At 68.6% G+C, this 19,354-nt stretch carries 15 protein-coding genes; 9 read left to right on the top strand and 6 right to left on the bottom strand.

Annotated elements, in window-relative coordinates; genetic code table 11:
• Nucleotides 1-535: 535 nt before the first annotated feature.
• From VI08_RS18370 to VI08_RS18355, 4 genes are read right to left on the bottom strand one after another with little or no spacing between them, the layout of a single operon-like run.
• A complete protein-coding gene (locus tag VI08_RS18370) occupies nucleotides 536-2,284 on the bottom strand; it encodes a hypothetical protein (RefSeq protein ID WP_045831088.1) in 1,749 nt (582 codons plus the stop codon).
• Nucleotides 2,285-2,338: 54 nt separating this feature from the next.
• On the bottom strand, nucleotides 2,339-3,265 hold the full coding sequence (locus tag VI08_RS18365) for an aspartate carbamoyltransferase catalytic subunit (RefSeq protein ID WP_045831087.1): 927 nt from the start codon (nucleotides 3,263-3,265) through the stop codon (nucleotides 2,339-2,341).
• A gap of 33 nt (nucleotides 3,266-3,298) precedes the next feature.
• Nucleotides 3,299-3,718, bottom strand: coding sequence for a Holliday junction resolvase RuvX (gene ruvX, locus VI08_RS18360; protein WP_045831086.1), 420 nt, complete (start codon nucleotides 3,716-3,718; stop codon nucleotides 3,299-3,301).
• 3 nt (nucleotides 3,719-3,721) lie between these two features.
• Nucleotides 3,722-4,288 carry a YqgE/AlgH family protein gene (locus VI08_RS18355; protein WP_045831085.1) on the bottom strand — a complete coding sequence of 189 codons (567 nt, stop codon included), beginning with the start codon at nucleotides 4,286-4,288 and terminating at the stop codon, nucleotides 3,722-3,724.
• A 91-nt stretch (nucleotides 4,289-4,379) separates the two neighbouring features.
• Here VI08_RS18355 and VI08_RS18350 point away from each other — a divergent pair, with 91 nt between their 5' ends.
• On the top strand, nucleotides 4,380-4,709 hold the full coding sequence (locus VI08_RS18350; protein ID WP_198149000.1) for a hypothetical protein: 330 nt from the start codon (nucleotides 4,380-4,382) through the stop codon (nucleotides 4,707-4,709).
• A gap of 99 nt (nucleotides 4,710-4,808) precedes the next feature.
• Here VI08_RS18350 and VI08_RS18345 read toward each other — a convergent pair whose 3' ends face one another.
• Nucleotides 4,809-5,672 carry an energy transducer TonB gene (locus VI08_RS18345; protein ID WP_045831084.1) on the bottom strand — a complete coding sequence of 288 codons (864 nt, stop codon included), beginning with the start codon at nucleotides 5,670-5,672 and terminating at the stop codon, nucleotides 4,809-4,811.
• On the bottom strand, nucleotides 5,669-6,610 hold the full coding sequence (gshB, locus tag VI08_RS18340; RefSeq protein ID WP_045831083.1) for a glutathione synthase: 942 nt from the start codon (nucleotides 6,608-6,610) through the stop codon (nucleotides 5,669-5,671). The genes VI08_RS18345 and gshB overlap by 4 nt, the downstream gene beginning before the upstream one ends.
• 297 nt (nucleotides 6,611-6,907) lie before the next feature.
• Here gshB and pilG point away from each other — a divergent pair, with 297 nt between their 5' ends.
• The 8 genes from pilG to hemP all read left to right on the top strand — a co-directional run bounded on the left by pilG (nucleotide 6,908) and on the right by hemP (nucleotide 19,339).
• A complete protein-coding gene (gene pilG / locus VI08_RS18335; protein ID WP_045831092.1) occupies nucleotides 6,908-7,264 on the top strand; it encodes a twitching motility response regulator PilG in 357 nt (118 codons plus the stop codon).
• A gap of 33 nt (nucleotides 7,265-7,297) precedes the next feature.
• Nucleotides 7,298-7,669 carry a response regulator gene (locus tag VI08_RS18330; RefSeq protein ID WP_045831082.1) on the top strand — a complete coding sequence of 124 codons (372 nt, stop codon included), beginning with the start codon at nucleotides 7,298-7,300 and terminating at the stop codon, nucleotides 7,667-7,669.
• A gap of 12 nt (nucleotides 7,670-7,681) precedes the next feature.
• A complete protein-coding gene (locus VI08_RS18325; protein WP_045831081.1) occupies nucleotides 7,682-8,227 on the top strand; it encodes a chemotaxis protein CheW in 546 nt (181 codons plus the stop codon).
• Nucleotides 8,228-8,400: 173 nt separating this feature from the next.
• Nucleotides 8,401-10,431, top strand: coding sequence for a methyl-accepting chemotaxis protein (locus VI08_RS18320; protein WP_045831091.1), 2,031 nt, complete (start codon nucleotides 8,401-8,403; stop codon nucleotides 10,429-10,431).
• 4 nt (nucleotides 10,432-10,435) lie between these two features.
• On the top strand, nucleotides 10,436-16,933 hold the full coding sequence (locus tag VI08_RS18315; protein ID WP_045831080.1) for an Hpt domain-containing protein: 6,498 nt from the start codon (nucleotides 10,436-10,438) through the stop codon (nucleotides 16,931-16,933).
• Nucleotides 16,923-18,617 carry a chemotaxis protein CheB gene (locus VI08_RS18310; RefSeq protein ID WP_045831079.1) on the top strand — a complete coding sequence of 565 codons (1,695 nt, stop codon included), beginning with the start codon at nucleotides 16,923-16,925 and terminating at the stop codon, nucleotides 18,615-18,617. The genes VI08_RS18315 and VI08_RS18310 overlap by 11 nt, the downstream gene beginning before the upstream one ends.
• Complete coding sequence (locus VI08_RS18305) at nucleotides 18,614-19,084, top strand: chemotaxis protein CheW (RefSeq protein ID WP_045831078.1); 471 nt, start codon at nucleotides 18,614-18,616, stop codon at nucleotides 19,082-19,084. The genes VI08_RS18310 and VI08_RS18305 overlap by 4 nt, the downstream gene beginning before the upstream one ends.
• 63 nt (nucleotides 19,085-19,147) lie before the next feature.
• On the top strand, nucleotides 19,148-19,339 hold the full coding sequence (hemP, locus tag VI08_RS18300) for a hemin uptake protein HemP (RefSeq protein ID WP_232309593.1): 192 nt from the start codon (nucleotides 19,148-19,150) through the stop codon (nucleotides 19,337-19,339).
• Nucleotides 19,340-19,354 lie beyond the last annotated feature (15 nt).

Below are 19,354 nucleotides of genomic sequence, written 5' to 3'. Positions count from 1 at the left end.
CGGGCCGTAGCGCCGCTTTCGCGATAACCGGTGGCTTGGCGGCCCTCCGCTCATGTCGGCCCCAAGGGCCTGCCCGCCCCCGAGTCGTTACGCCTCGTGTCGTGTGGCACAGGCCGGTGCTGTGTAGTGCGATGCCCGTTCGGGCTCGCTGCTTTCGCTGTTTGTGCAGTGGCAGACGTGCTTGGGAGCTCGTGGGTCTTTCGCGACCGTACGCGTGCGAGGGTCTTTTGCTCTTGCCCCCACGAAACCGGGCGCATGGGCTCGGTGGCGGGTGGGCCCCTGGGGCCGACATGAGCGGAGGGCCGCGCACCGCAACGTAGTGGCGATAGCGGAGCTACGGCCCGGTCCGAAGGTCCGCGACTGGCGGCACCAGGGGCCCACCCGCCGCCGACTGGCGACACCGCGCCAGCCCTAGGCGGCGCAAGCCGCTCAAAGCATGCATTCGCGCCAGCGGATGAACCGACAAAAAAAGCCCGGCACTGGCCGGGCTTTTTAAGAGCATCGCGCGCAAGCGCGCTCCTACAGGGGGCGTTGTTTACTTGTATTCGACCGCGCCCGAGATCACCAGGCCCTTTTCTTCCATGTGGGCTTCGCCGCCGACCTGCACCACGCGGGCGGCCTGTGCCTTCATGGCGTCGAACTGCGCCTTCGAACGCTGTGCCGTCGCCGTGTCGGCCGCCTGGGAATCCGGCGCACCATCGGCGGCCGCCGCTTCGGCCATCGCCGAGGCGTAGGCCTGGGCCTTGTCCGACATGATGTCGACCCACGTGCGGTACATGTCGCCGTTGAGATGCAGGCGGGCCAGGCGGCCGGCGTCGCCGGTGCTGCCCATCAGCAGGTCGTCGAGCTTCGCGTCCTCGCCGTCACCCAGGCCGATGGCGATGGCCTGGCCGTTCATGGCGGCCCACGCCGGCATGCCCAGCGACTGCGTGAGGTTGGCGGGCAGCGCGGCAGGCTTGCCGTCGGCGGCCAGCTTGAACTCACCGCCCAGCACCGCCTGGCTCATGGCCAGCAGGCCAGCCGGGTTGCGGGTGGCCAGCACCACACGGCCGTTGACCTGCGGCAGGGCCGCGCCCGGCGCGCCCGGCTTGTACGAGTCGACCACGATGCGCACGCCGCGGATATCGCCGAACGGCGGGATGGCGGCCTGCTGCATGGTGGAACCCATCTTCGCGAAGCTGTCGTTGAGGCTGGCGAAGGCGGGGCAGGCGAAGGGCTTGGCGGCGACGGCTTCGGACTGCGCGGTGAAGAACGTGCGCAGCTGTTCCACCGGCAGGGCGAGGCTGACGTCGAAGCTGCCCGTGGCGTCGCTGCCCAGGCCAGGCAGTTCCACCTTCAGGCCCGAGAAGGCGCTGGTGATGTCGCTGGCGAGGGCCACGTCCACGCGCTGCTCGACGTGGTGCAGGTCGAGCTTGGTGTAGCCGAAGCTGAAGGAGGGCACGCGAGCGGCGACGCGGGTGGCTTCTTCCTGGCAGCTGGCCGGGATCTGCGGGGCCGGCTCGCCGGTCTTCTGCGACTGGTGCTTCAGGAAGGTGGCGAACAGGGGATCCTTGCCGGCGGCCACGAGCGGCAGCAGGCGGGTGAGATCGACCTGGCCCACCACGTAATCCTTGTAGCCTTTGTCCTTGGCGAGGTCGGCAAGGCGGCCGTCGTCCTGGAGGTTCTTGTCCGGGCGGTCGACGCCGAGGGCCTGGCGGACCAGCGGCTGCGCGGCGTCGGCCGGGAGCAGCGCGGCCACGGCGTTCTTGCCGACGGTGGCGATGATGAGCTGGGTGCCCGAATCGCCAAGGGCGACGTGGCGGTAGGCCTGGCCGCCGGCATCGGCGGTGTCGAGCTTCTTGCCGTAAGCCGTCTCGAGGCGGCCCACGAAGGCGTCCCACGCGGCCGGATCGGCCAGCGAGGCGCGGACGACCGGGCTGAGGCCCACGCCGTAGATGGCCGAGCCGGTCTTCAGGTCGACGCCGAGGTTCTTGACGATGGTCTCGGCGTTCTTGCCGTCCATCTCCGCGACAAGGGCGCGCAGGAGGCGGGCGGCGTCGGCGTTGCCCTTGGCGTCGAACTCCTGGGCGTAGGACTTCATCTGGGCGACCTGGCCCGGGGCTTCCTGGTTCAGCTGGGCCAGCACGGCCTGGTAGGCGTCATCGTCCAGCGTGTCGAGGCTGGCCACCACGTACGGTGTATCGGCCGGCACGAAGGCCAGCGGGGCATCCTTGTCTTTGTGGCCGCAGGCCGCCAGCAGCACGCTGGCGACGCCGAGCGCGAGGAGTCGCTTCGTCGGTCGCATTCTGTATCCCGTTGATTGGTCCCTTGGAACCGGCATTATGCCGGATCGCGCGCCTTACCGCCCCATGACCTCGCAGAGCACGGCCATGCGGACGAAGACGCCATTGCCCACCTGCTCCAGGATCCGGGACTGGGCGCCATCGGCCACCTCGGGGGCGATCTCGATGCCGCGGTTGATCGGGCCGGGGTGCATGACCAGGGCGCCCTTGGCGGCCCGTGCCAGGCGCCTGGTGTCGAGGCCGTAGCGCTCGAAGTAGGCGGCCTCGTCCGGCAGGTCGGTGGAGGCCATGCGCTCTTTCTGCAGCCTCAGCATGATCACGACGTCGACGCCCTGGATCGCCTCGTCGAAATCCTCGTGCAGGGTCACGCCCTTGAACTCGCCCTCGGTGGGGAGCAGGCGCGACGGGCCCACGATGCGGACATCCTTGGCACCCATGGCCGTGAGCACGTGCACATCGGAGCGGGCCACGCGCGAATGGCGGACATCGCCGCAGATGGCCACCTTGAGCTTGCGGAAATCGGGGTGGTGGTTGCGGATGGTGAGCGCGTCGAGCAGGCCCTGGGTGGGGTGGGCGCGGTTGCCGTCGCCGGCGTTCACCACCGAGACGCCGCTCATGGCGTGCTTCACCAGTTCCTCGGGCGTGCCCGAGACCTTGTGGCGCACGATGATGGCGTCCAGGTGCATGGCCTCGAGCGTGTGCAGGGTATCGAACAGCTCTTCGCCCTTGCTGGACGACGACAGCGCGATATCGAAGTTGATCACGTCGGCGCCCATGCGGCGGGCGGCCAGCTCGAACGACGTGCGCGTGCGCGTCGAGGGTTCGAAGAACAGGTTGAGCACGGTGCGGCCGGCCAGGATATCGAGCTTGCGCGTGCCGTGCGCCGACTGGTCGCGGAGGCTGTTGGCCTTGTCGAGCAGGCGCTCGATCGTTTCGCGCGGCAGGTTCTCGAGGGTGGTCAGATGGCGCAGGCGGTTTGACATGACGTCCTCAAGCTAACAGGTGGAAACGTTGGGTTACGACTGGAGAAGGTACGACTCGAGGATCACCGCGGCGGCCTCGGCATCGATGGATTTTGCATCCGAACGCTTGCGCGTGCCCGCGGCGCGGCCGGCGGCGAAGCGTCGCGCGGCCTCCTGCGAGCTCATGCGCTCGTCGGCGAACGCCACGGCGATGCCGTAGCGCTCGGTGAGTTGCTGGGCGAACCGGCGCGCCGTGCGCGTCATCGGTTGCTCCTTGCCATCGTTGTCGAGGGGCAGGCCCACGACAAGTTCATCGGGCAGCCACTCGCGGCGCAGGGTGTCGAGCGCCTGCCAGTCGGGCGTGCCGTCGCGGACGGGCAGGGCGGCGAGCGCACGGGCGGTGCCCGTCAGCCGGTTGCCAACGGCGACGCCGACCACTTTCGTGCCGACATCGAAACCAAGCAGACAGCCCATGGATCAGGCGTGCCCGGCGTAGCCGGCGAGCTGGGACGGGTCGCGCACACCCATCTTGCGCGTGGCGGCGAACCAGCGTTCCTCGATGGGGGTATCGAACACGATGTGCTCGTCGGCGCGCGTGGTAAGCCACGCGTTTTCCATGACTTCCTGCTCGAGCTGCCCGGCCTCCCAGCCGGCGTAGCCGAGGGTGACGACGGCACGGCGCGGGCCATCGCCCCGGGCCATGGCCACGAGGATGTCGCGCGACGTGGTGACCGACCAGTCGTCGTTGATGCGGTAGCTGGAATCCCAGTGGCCGTGCTCGCGATGGAGCACGAAGCCGCGCTCCTGCTGCACCGGGCCGCCGATGAGCACGGGGTAGTCGGCGACCTCGGGGTCTTCGCAGGGCAGCTTCATCTGGGCGAGCACATCGCCCAGGCGGTATTCGGAGATCTGGTTGATGAGCAGGCCGACGGCCCCGTCCTCGCCATGCTGGCAGAGGAACGCCACGCCACGTGCGAACGGGGGCTCGGCGAGCGAAGGCATCGCGATGAGGAACTGCCCGGCGAAAGTGTTGGCGATACTCATGGCGCCATTGTAGCCGCACCCGCCCGCGCCCGTGCGGAAATGTTCAGACCCGGCGCCGTACCTTGTGCGCGGGTTCACATGGAGGCAGCTCATGCCGAAGACGATGTTTACAAAGGGTTTTGTGGGTGTGTTGGCCGCGTGTTCGGCGGTGGCGGCGCAGGCTTCCTCGCCCGCCGCCTGGAAGGACTACAACCAAAGGGTGACCCAGGCGTGCGTGGCCGCCAGCGGCCTGAAGGAGGTGAAGCCCGTGGGCGGGCCCATCCAGTACGACGACCGCGTGCCGGTAACGGCCCTGGTGCTGGCGGGGCGCTACCCGCAGAAGCACATGAAGAACGCGCCGGGGCGAGAGTTGTGCGTATGGGACCGGAAGGCGGAGAAGGCTTACGTCAGTGAGGCTGACCAGCTGCTGCCGAAACCGTGAATCGCGCGCAAGCGCGCTCCCACAAGGGCATGGCAGCGTTGGCAATCCCCATGTAGGAGCGCGCTTGCGCGCGAAAAGCCAACGAAGCGATGACGCGAATCAATAGTTCCGAAGGACATTTCCCGGCAGGAACTGCCACGTGCGGGTGATGTAGAGCTCATCCACCTTTTCCTTCGAATCGCGGGGCAGGCCCGGGAACGGCGCGGCCAGCCGCACGATGCGCTGGGCCGCGTCATCCAGCAGCTTGTGGCCGGAACTCTTGATGACGTCGATGCTCTTGATGGTGCCGTCGCGGTTGAGGCCCACGGTGAGCACCAGCTCGCCGTAAACGCCTTGCTGGCGCGCTTCGGCCGGGTAGTTGAGGTTGCCCACGCGCTCGACGCGATTCACCCAGCCCTTCATGTAGGCCGCGTACACGTACTCGCGCGTGTTCGACGAGATGAACTTCTTCTTCGGGCGCTTGGCGTAGGCCTCGGACTGGTCACGTACCTCGGCGGCCAGCTTCGCCATCTCGAGCTTGCGCTGCACTTCCTCGTCGGAGGGCGGCAGGGGCAGTTCCTTCTGCTCGGTCTGCTCCTTGGTCGTATCCACCTTGAAGCCCGTCTGGCCGGACGTGGTCAGCACCTGGTCGGGCGTGGCCTCGCGCGGGGCCGGCGCACGGGCTTCCTCGGGCTGCGGCGCGGCGCCCTGGTTGCGGGTGGGCAGGGGCCCGCTGACCGGCTCGGAGGGGCGCGAGGCCTTGTCGCGGTCGCCGCCGCCCGCATTGCTGGCCTGGGCCAGGAAATCGGCCTTGTCGGGTTGCTCCTGGTTGGCGACGTCCACCAGCGTGACATCCAGCGTCGGGACGCTGGGGGCGGGCTTTTCCGCCTGGAACGTGATGCCGAGGATGACGACACCGTGCAACAGCAACGAAAACAGCAAGGTCGCGCCGATCAGGTCGGCGCCGGTGGTACGGGTCGTCATCGGGCCTCGATCGCGTCGAACATCAGCCCGGCGATGTTAATGCCGAACTGGGCATCGAGCTCACGGATGCACGTCGGGGATGTGACGTTGATCTCGGTCAGGTAATCGCCGATGACGTCGAGGCCCACGAAGCGCAGCCCGCGGCGTACCAGCTCGGGGGCCACTTGGGCGGCGATCCAGCGGTCGCGCTCGGTCAGGGGCACGCCCACGCCACGGCCACCGGCGGCCAGGTTGCCGCGGAACTCGTCGCCCTGGGGGATGCGGGCCAGGGCGTAGGGCACCGGCTCACCGTCGACAAGCAGGATGCGCTTGTCGCCCGAGGTGATCTCGGGGATGTACTTCTGGGCGATGGTGAAGTGGTGGCCGCCGTCGAGCAGGGTTTCCAGCATGGAATTGAGGTTGTTGTCGCCGGCCTGCACCTTGAAGATGCCGCGCCCGCCCATGCCGTCCAGCGGCTTCAGCACCGCCTGGCCATGTTCGGCCACGAAGGCCTTGAGCTGGGCGCGGTCGCGCGAGACCAGCGTGGGGGCGATGCACTGGGGGAACTGCAGGGCGAACAGCTTTTCGTTGCAGTCGCGCAGGCTGCGCGGGTCGTTGACCACCTTGGCGCCGGCCCGCTGGGCGGCCTCCAGCACCATCGTGTCGTAGATGAACTGGGCATCGACCGGTGGATCCTTGCGGGCCAGGACGATGTCCACCCCGGCCAGGGGCCGCCAGGCGGGGTCGCCCAGGGTGAACCAGCCCGAGGGGTCGTCCTTCACCGTGAGCGGGCGCAGGCGGGCCCAGGCGGCGTCGCCCCGCAGCTCCAGGTCGCCTTCCTCCATGTAAAGCAGGCCGTGGCCGCGGCGCTGGGCCTCCAGCAGCATGGCGAAGGTGGAGTCCTTGGCGATCTTGATGGCGCGGATCGGGTCCATCAGGACGGCGACGGAAAGCGGCATGGGGAGCCCCTGTTGAAAATAGGTGTCAAGTTTAGTGGAGCGGGGTCGATGATTTCACAAGGCGTTGTCCTGTTAGGAACAATTCATCTTGACGGGACACCCGGCAACCTTTAAACAGCGTGCCAAGGGCCGCCGAAGAGCGGTGACCGGCACCGGGGGTGCCGGGCTTTACGACCTGGCGCACGGATACCCGGGCTACCACCCGATATCCTGCTGCCAGGACTTGCAGTTTTTTCGTGTGATGGGGGCGCAGTGAACGACAACGGACGTGGTACGGACCTGGCCGGCCTGCGGGTCATGGTCATCGACGACTCGAAAACCATCCGGCGGACGGCAGAAACCCTGCTGAAGAAGGAAGGGTGCGACGTCCTCACCGCCGTCGACGGCTTCGAAGCGCTGGCCAAGATCTCGGACCAGAAGCCGAACATCATCTTCGTCGACATCATGATGCCGCGCCTCGATGGCTACCAGACCTGCGCGCTCATCAAGAACAACGCCCAGTTCCGCGGCACGCCGGTGATCATGCTCTCCTCGAAGGATGGCCTGTTCGACAAGGCGCGCGGCCGCATCGTTGGCGCCGAACAGTACCTCACCAAGCCGTTCACCCGCGACGAGCTCCTCGGCGCGATCCATCGCTACGCGACGGCCGGCTGACCACCCTCATTCCGTAAGCGTCCAGGGGGACGTGTGGCAAATATCCTCATCATCGACGACTCGCCCACCGACGTCCGCGTGTTCACCACGCTGCTCGAAAAGGCGGGGTTTTCCGTCTCCAGCGTCGACAACGCGGAAGCGGGCATCGACCGCATCCGTGCGAGCAAGCCCGACCTGGTCATCATGGACGTCATCATGCCCGGCATGAACGGCTTCCAGGCCACCCGTACGCTCAGCCGCGACCCGGCCACGGCGGACGTGCCCGTGGTCATGATCACCACCAAGTCGATGGAAACCGACCGGGTGTGGGGCCTGCGCCAGGGCGCGAAGGCATTCATCACCAAGCCGGTGAACGAGAAGGAACTCCTCTCGACCATCGCCGATCTCCTGCCGAAGCAGAACTAGGAAGGGCACGCCATGAGCGAGAACGCGGCACTGACGCCCTTTGAACTGCTCGCCCATTACGAACGCGCATGCCTCGTGCATTCGGCCGGCGCGCCCGAGCGCGTCGACAATGTCGGCCTGTGGCGCGGCATTGGTTTCCGCGTGGGCCGCCGTGCCTTCGTCAGCGGCATCGACGAGATCAACGAACTCCTGGCCGTGCCGGCCCTCACCAACGTGCCGGGCACCCAGCCCTGGCTCATGGGCGTGGCCAACGTGCGCGGCAACCTCGTCCCGGCGATCGACCTGGGGCGTTTCCTTTTCGACGAGCGCACGCCGTCGTCCGAGCGCACGCGCCTGCTGCTCGTGCGCCAGCACGGCGGCACCGTCGGCCTGCTGGTCGACGAGGTGTTCGGCCAGCGCACCATGGACGAAGGCGAGCGTGGCACGGGCAACGAAGAGCTCGACCCGCGGCTGGCGCGTTTCGTGGTGGAGAACATCCAGCTCGGCGAGCAATCGTTCGGGCTGTTCAGCATGAACCGCCTGGTTCGTGCGCCGGATTTCCGGCAGGCGGCGCTGTAAGGCGCCCACGCAAGGGGGACGGGACGGCCGCGTTGGCCCTCCCGCACAGGATAAGCGCCACCGGTTAGCCGGCGGCGCCAAGGGAACGAGGGGATGGCCTCATCGAGGGGCCGTTCGTCTGCCGGGGGCTGCCAGGAGCCCCGGTCACCGGGTTTTGTTTGGGTGAGGTGGATATGAGCACGACAACAGGGGGCGCAGGCCGGGAAGGTGGCTACACGATGGTCATCGTGTTCCTGCTTCTTTCGATTGGCCTGGCATCGGTCGATTTCTGGCTGTTGAACAGCAAGAACGGCGAAGACCGCGAAGCGATCGCGCTGACGACGCAGGTGCAGGTGCTTTCGCAGCAGACGGCGAAGTACGCGCTCGAAGCCTCGGATGGCAACCGTGATTCGTTCGTCGAGCTGGGCGTGACCCGCAACACCATCGATTCGGCGGTGCAGCGCCTGGTCGCGGGCGATGACAAGACCGGCATGCCGGCCTACGCCAAGCTGGCCGGCGAAACGGGGCGCAAGATCGGCGCGCTTGCCGACGCCTGGCACCAGCTGGATGCCGACATCGGCAAGATCCTTGGCAACAAGGAACTCGTGCTTTCCTCTGGTGAGCGCGCCGACCTCGTCGGCAAGCAGTTGCCACTGCTCAACGCCCGCACCGACGAAGTGCTCAACATCGTCCAGCAGAAGAACGCCTCGGTGGAGCAGACCTTCACCCTCGCGCGCTGGATGCTCATGTCCGACCGCATGATCCGCCGCGTGCAGGAGATCCTCCAGGGTGGCGACGCCGCCCAGTCCGCGGCCGATGGCCTCTCCCGCGATGCCCAGCTTTACGGCTCGGTGCTGAAGGGCCTCATCGAAGGCAACCCCGATGGCGGCGTCCGCGCCATCTCCGACGCCAACGCGCACAAGATCCTGCTCGACATGCAGACCTCCTGGGGCGATCTGGTCGACCCGGTGGCCCAGCTGGTCACCGCCTCGCCCAACCTGCAGGACGTGAAGCGCGCGGGCAACCAGGCCTCGCTGGATTCGCAGACCGTGCTGCTGCGCGCGAATGAATCCGCGGACCAGATCGGCAAGCTGCCGCTCACCCGCCTGTTCCCCAACGTGTGGGCCGGCTTGCTCGGCGCCATCGCCACGGTGGCCTTCGCCCTGGTGCTCGTCTTCAGCCTGGTGCGCGACCAGCGCCGCCGCCTCGAGACCACGAGCGAGCTGAACCAGCGTAACCAGACCGCCATCATGCGCTTGCTGGACGAGATGGGCACGCTCGCCGAAGGCGACCTGACCATCAAGGCCACGGTGACCGAGGACATCACGGGCGCCATCGCGGACGCCATGAACTCCGCCGTGGACGAGATGCGCAACCTCGTCACGACCATTAACGAGACGGCGGTGCGCGTCTCGGCGGCCGCCCAGGAAACCCAGGCCACCGCCATGCACCTCGCCGACGCGGCGGAACAGCAGGCGCAGCAGATCACCTCGGCCACCTCCGCCATCAACCAGATCGCCACCTCGATGGATACGGTGTCGAAGGATTCGGCCGAGTCGGCCGACGTGGCGCAGCGCTCGGTGCAGATCGCATCGCGCGGCGCGGAAGTGGTGCGCGAAACCATCCAGGGCATGGACTCGATCCGCGACCAGATCCAGGAAACCTCCAAGCGCATCAAGCGCCTGGGCGAGTCGTCGCAGGAAATCGGCTCCATCGTGGAACTCATCAACGACATCGCCGAGCAGACCAACATCCTGGCGCTCAACGCGGCCATCCAGGCTGCGTCGGCGGGCGAGGCGGGCCGCGGCTTCGCGGTGGTGGCGGACGAAGTGCAGCGCCTCGCGGAACGTTCCGCAAGCGCCACGAAGCGAATCGAAACGCTGGTCCAGGCCATCCAGAGCGATACCAACGAAGCGGTGAGCTCGATGGAACAGACCACCGCGGAAGTGGTGGCCGGTGCGCGCCTGGCCGAAGACGCCGGCACGGCGCTGGGCGACATCGAGCGCGTCTCGAACGATCTCTCGGCGCTGATCCAGAACATCTCCGCGGCGGCCCGCCAGCAGTCGGCGGCGGCCACGGATACCTCGGCCACCATGAACGTCATCCAGGAAATCACCTCGCAGACCTCGCTCGGCGCGAGCCAGACGGCCGAATCCATCGGAAACCTGGCCCAGCTGGCGAACGACCTGCGCCTGTCCGTCGCGAACTTCAAGCTGCCGGGCTAATGCAGTGAGACTCCAAGACCATACCGATTTCACCACGCTGCACTGGGTCAAGGCGGAGCTCGACGACGCCCTGTCCAAGGCACGCCAGGCGCTCGAGTCCTACGTCGAAGACTCCCGCGACGCCTACGTCATGCACACCTGCGCGGCCGACCTGCACCAGGTGCACGGCACGCTGCGCATGGTGGAGCTGTACGGCGCCGCCATGGTCGTGGGCGAGATGGAGCAACTGGTCGCGGCGCTCATCAGCGATCGCGTCGCCAACCGCGACGAAGCCTATGCGGCGCTGATGCGCGGCATGATGCAGATGCCCGATTACCTCGAGCGCCTGCAAAGCGGCCACCGCGACGTGCCCATCGTGCTGCTGCCGCTGCTCAACGACCTGCGCGCCAGCCGTGGCGAGCAGTCGCTGCACGAATCCGCGCTGTTCACGCCCAACCTCGACACCCCGCTGCCGCTCGGCGCGCCGGGCGCCGCCGACCCGGGCGTGGCCGAGGCGCACCGTGGCGAGCTGCCCGAGCTGCGCGCCCGCTTCCAGCAGCAGCTGCTCGCGTGGTTCCGCGGGCAGGGCGGTGAACGCCAGCTGCTTGGCATGCGTGGCACGCTCGACAGCATCGCCGCGCGTTGCTACACCATCGCCGGCCGCCGCCTGTGGTGGATCGCCGCCGGCGTGCTCGAGGGCCTGGAGCGCGGCGTGTTGCGTGCCCATGAAAAAGACGTGCGCCAGCTCATCGGCCGCGTCGATCGCTCCATCCGCGAACTGGTGGATGGCGGCGAGGAGGCCATGCTCACGGGCGATTCGGACGACCTCGCCCGCAAGTTGCTGTACTACGTGGCCCAGGCCAAGCCAGGCAGCGAGCGCGTGGAAGAGCTCCGCCAGGCCTATCGCCTCGACGGGCTGCTGCCGCGCGCGGCCGAAGTGGAACACGCCCGTGGCTCCATGTCGGGCCACAACCGTGCGCTGCTCGACACCGTATCGGCGGCCATCAAGGAAGACCTGCTGCGCGTGAAGGAGTCGCTCGACCTGTTCCTGCGCCGCCCCGATGGCGACCCGGGCCAGCTCGGGCCGCAGGCCGACGTGCTCGACCGCGTGGGCGATACGCTGGGCATGCTCGCCCTGGGCGTGCCGCGCCGCGTGGTGGGCGAACAGCGCCGCATACTTGGCGAGATCGCCACGGGCACGCGTGCGCCCGATGAAGAATCCCTGCTCGATGTCGCCGGCGCGCTGCTTTACGTGGAAGCGTCGCTCGACGACCACATCGAGCGCCTCGGCGCCGAGGGCGAGACGCCCATGGCCGATACCGGCCCGTCGCCGCTGCCGCGCAGCGAGGCGCGCCACATCCTCAGCACGCTGATGCGCGAGGCCACCACCAACACGTCGCGGGTGAAAGACGCCATCGTCGGCTTCGTCGAGTCCCAGTGGGACCACGAACAGCTGGCCGGCACGCCGGAGCTGATGGGCGAGATCGGTGGCGCCATGCGCATGCTGGGCGCCCCGCGCCCGGCCGAGCTGGCCGACGGCATCGGCCTGTTCATCCACCGCGAACTGCTGGGCGACCGCCGCGTGCCCAACGGCACGCAGATGGATCGCCTCGCCGACGCGCTTGCCGCGCTTGAGTACTACCTCGAAGCCGCGCGCGAACACCGCGGCGGGCTCGACCACATCCTCGACGTCACCCAGCAGAGCCTCGCCGAACTCGGCTACTGGCCGGTGCCGGTCGATGCCGCGGACGACGAAGGCCTGGGCGAGGAAGCCATCGGCGGCATCGAGGCCGAAGCGGTGGAACACATCGCCGTGCCTGCCAGTAGCGCCGATGAAGGCGAGCAGGTGTCCAGCTTCGCCGATACGTTCGACCTGGTGGACGAACCGCCGGCCGAGCCCGCCGGGACGATGGCCGCCGGCAGCGTCGCCGCTGTCGCCGCCGAGCCGGTTGCCGCACTGCCTGACGAAGACTGGGTCGAGATCGAAGAAGAAATCGAACAGGAAGTGGGTGGCGACAGCGGCGTGGCCGAGTTCGCCGGTTTCCAGATCACGGTCGATGGCATCGACGACGAGATCCGCGAGATCTTCCTGGAGGAGACCCAGGAGGAAATCGAGAATCTGCGCGCGGGCCTTGCCGCGTGGCTGCCGAACCCGGAGCGCCCCGACGCGCTGACCCCGGTGCGCCGCTCGTTCCACACCCTCAAGGGCTCTGGCCGCCTGGTCGGTGCCCGCCTGCTGGGCGAGTTCGCCTGGAAGGTCGAAAACATGCTCAACCGCGTGCTCGATGGCAGCATCGGGCCGCACGAAGGCGTGCAGGCGCTGGTGCGCCACGCCGTCGACGCGTTGCCGCAGCTGAAGGCAGCGCTCGAGGGCGACGAAAACGTCACGGCACCCATCGCCGCCATCATGGAGACGGCCGATCGCCTCGCCATGGGCGACATGGCGTTCGTCGAGGACGTGGCGCGCAACGCGGTGCAGAAGGTGCGCACCAAGGTGAAGCGGCGTGTGCCGCGCGACACCATCGCCGCCGTGCCCACGGCCGCGTTCGCAGGCTACGGCCAGCCACCGGCCGCCGAGCCGGAGCCGGCCCCGGCGGAGGAGCCGGCCTACGTCGCGCCGCCGCTGCCGCCCGTCGACGCCGTGCTGCTCGATATCCTGCGCACGGAAGTGGCGCAGTACCTGCACATCATCCGCGCCAACCTCGCGCTTGCTGGTGACGGCGAACTGCCGGTGGACGACGCGCTCCTGCGCGCCGTGCACACGCTGCATGGCGCCATCGGCATGGTCGATATCCCGGTGCTGATCCAGGTGCTGGCGCCGCTGGAAGGCCTGATCAAGCGCGTACGCGCCTCGGGCGTGCCGTTGCGGCCCGAGGGGGTCGATGCGCTCACCGACACGGCCGACCTGGTCGACCACGTCATGGACCTGTTCGACACCGAAGACCCGCGCGTGCCCGGCGTGGCCGCCCTCGCGGCACACATCACCGCGCTGCGCGACGAACAGCCGGAAGCGACGGTCGCGCACATCCTTTACGAACCCGACCCGCAGCCGGTCGACGAGCCGGTGCACGACGAGCCGGAGCACGATGAACCCGAGCCCGTGGTCGACGCGTTCGACGTGGTCGATGGGGACGCGGCTGGCGAGCATGTGGCTGGCGAGCACGTGGCCGAAGAGGACGTGGCCGAAGAGGTTGACGAGGACGTCGCCGACGAGTCGTTCGTCGACGTGCCGCAGCCCGAGGCATCGCTGCCGGCCGAGCCCCTTCACGAGGCCCCGCGGCTTGATGAGCCCGCCGCCGAACCGGAGGCCGAACCGGCCGTGGCGGCCCTTGCCACCGACGAGCCGTCGCCAGCACCGCTCTCGGCGCTTGACGAGGCCGAGCTGGACGCCTTCATTAACGAGGACGCGCGCTTCGAGGCCGATGTCCGCGCCGCGGAAGCGCACCTCGCCGCCGACACTGCCGACACCGCTGAAGAGAAGGGCGCGAACGACGACCTCGTCGCCCCCGAAGCCTCGGCGGCATCGCTCGAAGCCGAGCTCGAAGCCATGCTGGCCGGTGAACTCGCCGAGCTGGAAGCGGCCAGCGCCGCGCATGCGGACGAAGAGGCGGAAGACGAGCGGGAGGCCGGGACGGACGAGCCCATGGCCGACGCGGGCGCCGAGCCGGTGGAAGAACGCGCGCTGCCTGGCATCGAGTTCGTCGCGGAAGAGCAGGACCTTACCGCCCAGCTGATGGCCTCGATGGAGGGTTTCACCATCGACCGGCCGCAGGTAGAGCCGATCACCCAGTACGACCCGGCCCAGGAAGCCGAGTGGCGCGCGCTTGCGGCCAGCGAACTGCCGCAGCCGATGTCGCACGATGGCGATGTGCTGCATGCCGACGATGGCGTGCTGCCTGAAGAGCCCGCCGACGCCGCCGAGATCGCCCCGATCGAAGAGCCGGTGGCCTTCGTAGCGGCCGACGCCCCGGCGGAACCCGCCGAACCGGCGGAGCCCGTCGAAGACACCTGGCTGCCCGAAGCGCTCGACGTGACTGCGGTCATCGAGGACCAGGCGCACGAGCCGCTGGCCGAACCGGTCGACCCGCCGCTGGACGACTACGCCCCGGCCCTGGTGCCGGAGCTCTCGCCCTACGCGGATATCGACCCCGATCTGCTCGAAGTGTTCGTGGAAGAAGGCCGCGAGATCCTCGACCACGCCGACGCCGCGCTTGCGGCCTGGCGCGCCGAGCCGCAGCAGGGCGAGCACGTGGCTTCGCTGCAGCGCGACCTGCACACGCTAAAGGGGAGCGCCCGCATGGCCGGGCTTGCCGCCATCGGCGATTTCGCCCATGCCATGGAGGCCCTGCTTGACGCGGTGGCCGGTGGCCAGCGCGAAAGCGACACGCTGGCCATCGAGGCGATGGAAAGCGGCTTCGACCGCCTGCACCGCATGATCCTGGCCGTGGCCAAGCTGCAGCCGGTGTCGATCACCGATACCGACGTCGAGCCGTTCGCGCGCCTGGCCGGTGCGCCCATCGCGCCCGACCTGCTCACGGCCGAAAGCTACCGCGATGAACGCGAGGCGGCGCAGCCCGAGCCCATCGTCCCGCCGGCCGCGCCCGAGCCCGAGCCGATCCCGGTGCTCGACCGCGTGTTGCCCGATCTCTTGCCGGAGATGCAAGAAGAGGAGATCCAGCGCGCGTCGCAGGAACAGATCCGCGTCCGCGCGGACATGCTCGACACGCTGGTGAACCACGCGGGCGAAGTGTCGATCTACCGCTCGCGCCTGGAGCAGCAGACGGCCAGCTTCCGTTCGACGCTGACCGAGCACGAGCAGACGGTGAGCCGCCTGCGCAGCCAGCTGCGCATGCTGGAAATCGAAACCGAAACGCAGATCATCGCCCGTTACCACCAGGAAAACCGCGACACGGCGGCCGCGTTCGACCCGCTCGAACTCGACCGTTTCTCGCAGCTCCAGCAGTACTCCCGTGCGCTTGCCGAGTCGGTCTCCGACCTTGTCTCGCTGCAGACCATGATGGACGACCTCACCCGCCAGACCGAGACGCTGCTGTTGCAGCAGCAGAAGGTGAACGCGGAGCTGCAGGAAGGCCTCATGCAGACGCGCATGCTGCCGTTCGACGCCATGGTGCCGAACCTGCGCCGTACGCTGCGCCAGGCCGCCAACGACGTGGGCAAGCGCGCCCAGCTCGTGGTGGAGGGCGCCAACGGCGAAATGGACCGCAACATGCTCGACCGCATCAAGGCGCCGTTCGAGCACATGCTGCGCAACGCCGTGGCCCATGGCATCGAAGCGCCCCAGGCACGCGAGGAAGCCGGCAAGAACCCGGAAGGCACGGTCCGCATCCAGGTGGCCCGTGAAGCCACCGAGGTGGTGGTTCGCCTCTCGGACGATGGCGCGGGCATGGACCGCGATGCCATCCGCGACAAGGCGATCGAGCGCGGCCTGCTGCGCCCGGATGCCCGTGTTTCCGACGACCAGATCTTCCAGCTCACCCAGGTGCCGGGCTTCTCCACCGCCGAGAAGGTCACCCAGGTGGCCGGCCGCGGCGTCGGCATGGACGTGGTGGCCAACGAGATCAAGCAGCTCGGCGGCACCCTTGGCATCGAGTCGCAGCGCGGCACCGGCACCACCTTCGTGATGCGCCTGCCGTTCACGCTCGCCGTCACCCAGGCGCTGATCGTCCGTATCGGCGAGACCAACTTCGCGATCCCGATGACTTCGGTGCACGGCGTGGCCAACGTCGAGCCGAACGAACTGGCCCACCGCATGGCCGACGAGGATCCGCAGTTCGGCTATGCCGGCGAGGATTACGCCATCCACGACCTGCCGCAGCTGCTGGGCGTGCATGTCATCGGCTCGCCCGACGAAGGCGATATCCCGCTCCTGCTGGCCCGCTCGGGCGACCTGCGCGCCGCCATCCGGGTGGATGCGGTGCTGGGTTCGCGCGAAATCGTGGTCAAGCCGGTGGGCCCGCAGGTGAGCTCGGTGCCGGGCATCCTCGGCGCGACGATCATGGGCGATGGCTCGGTGCTGATGATCCTCGACCTGGCGCCGCTGGTGCGCCATGGCGTGGCCCGGCGCGCGTTCGAGGCCGAGGCCGCGATCCCGCAGGCGCCGCGCAAGCAGGACGAGGTGCGCGTGAAGCCGCTGGTCATGGTGGTCGACGATTCGATCACGATGCGCAAGGTGACCGGCCGCGTGCTGGAGCGCAACGAGTTCGAGGTGATGACCGCGAAGGATGGCGTGGATGCGCTCGAGAAGCTCAACGAACGTGTGCCCGACCTGATGCTGCTCGATATCGAGATGCCACGCATGGACGGCTACGAGCTCGCCACGGCCATGAAGGCCGACGAGCGCCTGGCTGGCGTGCCCATCATCATGATCACGTCGCGCACCGGCGATAAGCACCGCCAGCGCGCGTTCGATATCGGCGTCGACCGCTACATCGGCAAGCCCTACCAGGAGAACGACCTGGTGGTGCAGATCAACGACGTGCTCGGAGTCACCCATGGTGGATAACGAGCCGGCGGTCGCGCTGCTGTTCGACGACGCCGGCCTTTCGGCGCACCTGCGCGACGCCCTCGTCGAGCATGGCGCGAAAATCGTCTACGAATCCGACCTGAAGGCGTTCGCGCCCGCGGAACTGGTCGGCTCGTCGGCCGATGTCGTGGTGGTGGACCTGGACGATCCGTCGGACGAAGACCTCGATCGCCTCTACGAGACGGTCGAGGGTGGCCATCCGCGCCTGGTGTTCAACGATGCCGACGCCAGCCGCGGCCTCGCGGGCTGGGACCGCGCGCGCTGGGCCCGGCACCTGGCCGCCAAGCTCGTTGGCACGCCGCCCGTGGACCCGCCGCGGCCCGACGATGCGCGCGCCATCGAGCCGCGCGTCGCGGCCATGGCCAGCGAGCCCGCGCCCGCCGAGGAATTCCTCGGCGAGCCGATCACCGACGACCTCGCCATCACCGGCGTGCACGGTTACCCGGCCACGCCCATGGCCTTCGATGACGCCGACGCGCCCGTCTCGCTCGATGCCGTGGCCGACATCGAAGGCGATGTCGACGATGAACTCACGTTCTCGACCACGCTGGTCAGCAGCGAGGACGAGGGGGAGGGCGCCGCCAGCCCCGAGGACCTCGCCGCCGAGCTGGAAGCGGCGCTGGCGGAATCCGGCGCCGCCGGCGCGCAGGGCACCGATGGTATCGACGACGTGCCGTCCATGCCGCTGGAACTCACCGACCTTGCCTCGCTCGACCTCTCCGGCTTCGAGTTGGTGGACGACGCGCCGGCACCGCCCGCCGTCGTCGAAAGCGAATTCGACGCAAGCCAGTTCAGCATCGCCGCGGACGATACCCCGCCGTCGGTGGAGATCACCTCGCGCGCCACGGAATACGCGCCGCCCCCCGCGCCGGAATGGGACCTGGTCGACCACGACACGATCGTGCCCGAAGCCGCGCCGCGCGCGGAGGCAGGCGAATTCGGCATCGAAACGATGAGCGCCGCCGAGTTCCTTGCGCAGGACGTGGTGGATGACGGCAGCGCGCGCATCGAGCCGGGCCTGACGCTCGAGCTGGTGTCGATGGATGACGCGGTGGCCCCGCCCACCGATGGCCGCTTCACGCACGAGATGATCCTGGAAACCAGCACGCGCGCGGTACGCCGCGTCGTGGCGCTGGCGGGTACCACCGAAAGCGAGGACGACATCCGCCTGTTCCTGGCGGCGTTGCCGGCCCGCGTGCCGGCGACCTTCCTGGTCGTCGCGCACCATGCCGGCGACGCGGCGTCGTTCGCCAGCCGCCTTGGCCGCGGCCGCATCGCCGAAGACGGCGTGCCGACCAACCACGGCGAGGTGCTTGTCGTGCCGCGTGGCGCCACCGTGCAGGTGCGCCGCGACGGTGGCGTGGTGGTACGCGACGACGGTAGCGCCATCCAGAGCCAGGGGCCGTCGATCGACGGCATCCTCGGCACGCTTGCCAGTACCTTCGGCGCCGACGCGCTGGCCATCGTCTTCGCCGGGCGCGGCAACGATGCCGTTGCCGGCGCGCAGGCGGTCTACGACGGCGGTGGCCGCGTGTGGGTGCAGGCCGTGGCGCCGGGCGACGAGCGCGGGCACATGGTCACGGGCATCCGCGAGGAGCGCGTGGCGGGCTATGCGGGCGATGTGGCCGCGCTGGCCAAGAAACTGAACGAGGAATTCCCATGAGCGAGCCGTTACCGCGCGAAATCCGCTGCGTCCTGGTCCCGAGCGGTGGCGTGCGCCTGCTGCTCCCGAACGCCGCGGTCGCCGAAGTCATCACCCTCGCCGGCGTCGAGCCCATCGCGGACGCGCCCGAGTGGCTCAGTGGCCGCATCGAATGGCGCGGCTGGCATATTCCGCTGGTGAACTTCGACCACGTGGCGAAGCTGGCCGACGACGCGCCGCCGCAGGCGGCCCGCGTGGCCGTGCTGAAGGCCATCGGCAACCGCGCCGACATGCCCTACATCGCCGTGCTCACCCATGGCTTCCCGCGCCTGACCACGCTCAACGCCGAGCTGCTGTTGCCCACCCACGATGGCCACGACCTGCCTTTCGGCGTCCGGGCCCACGTGCTGGTGCGCGACGACAACGCGGTCATCCCGGACCTGGAAGAGATCGAAGGCACGCTCGTCGGCATGCAAGAAAGTGCTTGACGCGTAATTGAGAATCATTATCATCAACTCCGCACCCTCACTTGCGGAGAGTTAGCCATGTTGATGAGAAGCCTTCCCCTGACCGATACCGCCGGCCGCGACAAGGTCGTCCCGCTGCGTGCCCCCACGGCGCCGGCCCGCCGCATCGAGAGCAAGAACCTCCTCGATGGCTCGCGCGAGCTTGTCATCGAGCACCAGGGCGCGGAATACCACCTGCGCCTTACCCGTAACGACAAGCTCATCCTCACCAAGTAAGCGTTCCATCTCCCC

It is taken from the genome of Luteibacter yeojuensis (genome assembly GCF_000964085.1).
In the GTDB taxonomy this organism is placed as follows: domain Bacteria; phylum Pseudomonadota; class Gammaproteobacteria; order Xanthomonadales; family Rhodanobacteraceae; genus Luteibacter; species Luteibacter yeojuensis_A.
Note: the sequence above shows the minus strand (reverse complement) of the source record. Positions and strands in the feature narration are given on the sequence as shown.

Excerpts from the sequence above, each read along its gene's own strand:
- gshB (WP_045831083.1), bottom strand. The coding sequence starts at position 6,610 with ATGCCGCTTTCCGTCGCCGTCCTGATGGACCCGATCCGCGCCATCAAG.
- VI08_RS18310 (WP_045831079.1), top strand. The coding sequence starts at position 16,923 with ATGGTGGATAACGAGCCGGCGGTCGCGCTGCTGTTCGACGACGCCGGC.
- VI08_RS18370 (WP_045831088.1), bottom strand. The coding sequence starts at position 2,284 with ATGCGACCGACGAAGCGACTCCTCGCGCTCGGCGTCGCCAGCGTGCTG.
- VI08_RS18305 (WP_045831078.1), top strand. The coding sequence starts at position 18,614 with ATGAGCGAGCCGTTACCGCGCGAAATCCGCTGCGTCCTGGTCCCGAGC.
- VI08_RS18325 (WP_045831081.1), top strand. The coding sequence starts at position 7,682 with ATGAGCGAGAACGCGGCACTGACGCCCTTTGAACTGCTCGCCCATTAC.
- VI08_RS18365 (WP_045831087.1), bottom strand. The coding sequence starts at position 3,265 with ATGTCAAACCGCCTGCGCCATCTGACCACCCTCGAGAACCTGCCGCGC.
- VI08_RS18355 (WP_045831085.1), bottom strand. The coding sequence starts at position 4,288 with ATGAGTATCGCCAACACTTTCGCCGGGCAGTTCCTCATCGCGATGCCT.
- VI08_RS18320 (WP_045831091.1), top strand. The coding sequence starts at position 8,401 with ATGAGCACGACAACAGGGGGCGCAGGCCGGGAAGGTGGCTACACGATG.
- pilG (WP_045831092.1), top strand. The coding sequence starts at position 6,908 with ATGGTCATCGACGACTCGAAAACCATCCGGCGGACGGCAGAAACCCTG.
- VI08_RS18345 (WP_045831084.1), bottom strand. The coding sequence starts at position 5,672 with ATGACGACCCGTACCACCGGCGCCGACCTGATCGGCGCGACCTTGCTG.
- hemP (WP_232309593.1), top strand. The coding sequence starts at position 19,148 with ATGAGAAGCCTTCCCCTGACCGATACCGCCGGCCGCGACAAGGTCGTC.
- VI08_RS18350 (WP_198149000.1), top strand. The coding sequence starts at position 4,380 with ATGCCGAAGACGATGTTTACAAAGGGTTTTGTGGGTGTGTTGGCCGCG.
- ruvX (WP_045831086.1), bottom strand. The coding sequence starts at position 3,718 with ATGGGCTGTCTGCTTGGTTTCGATGTCGGCACGAAAGTGGTCGGCGTC.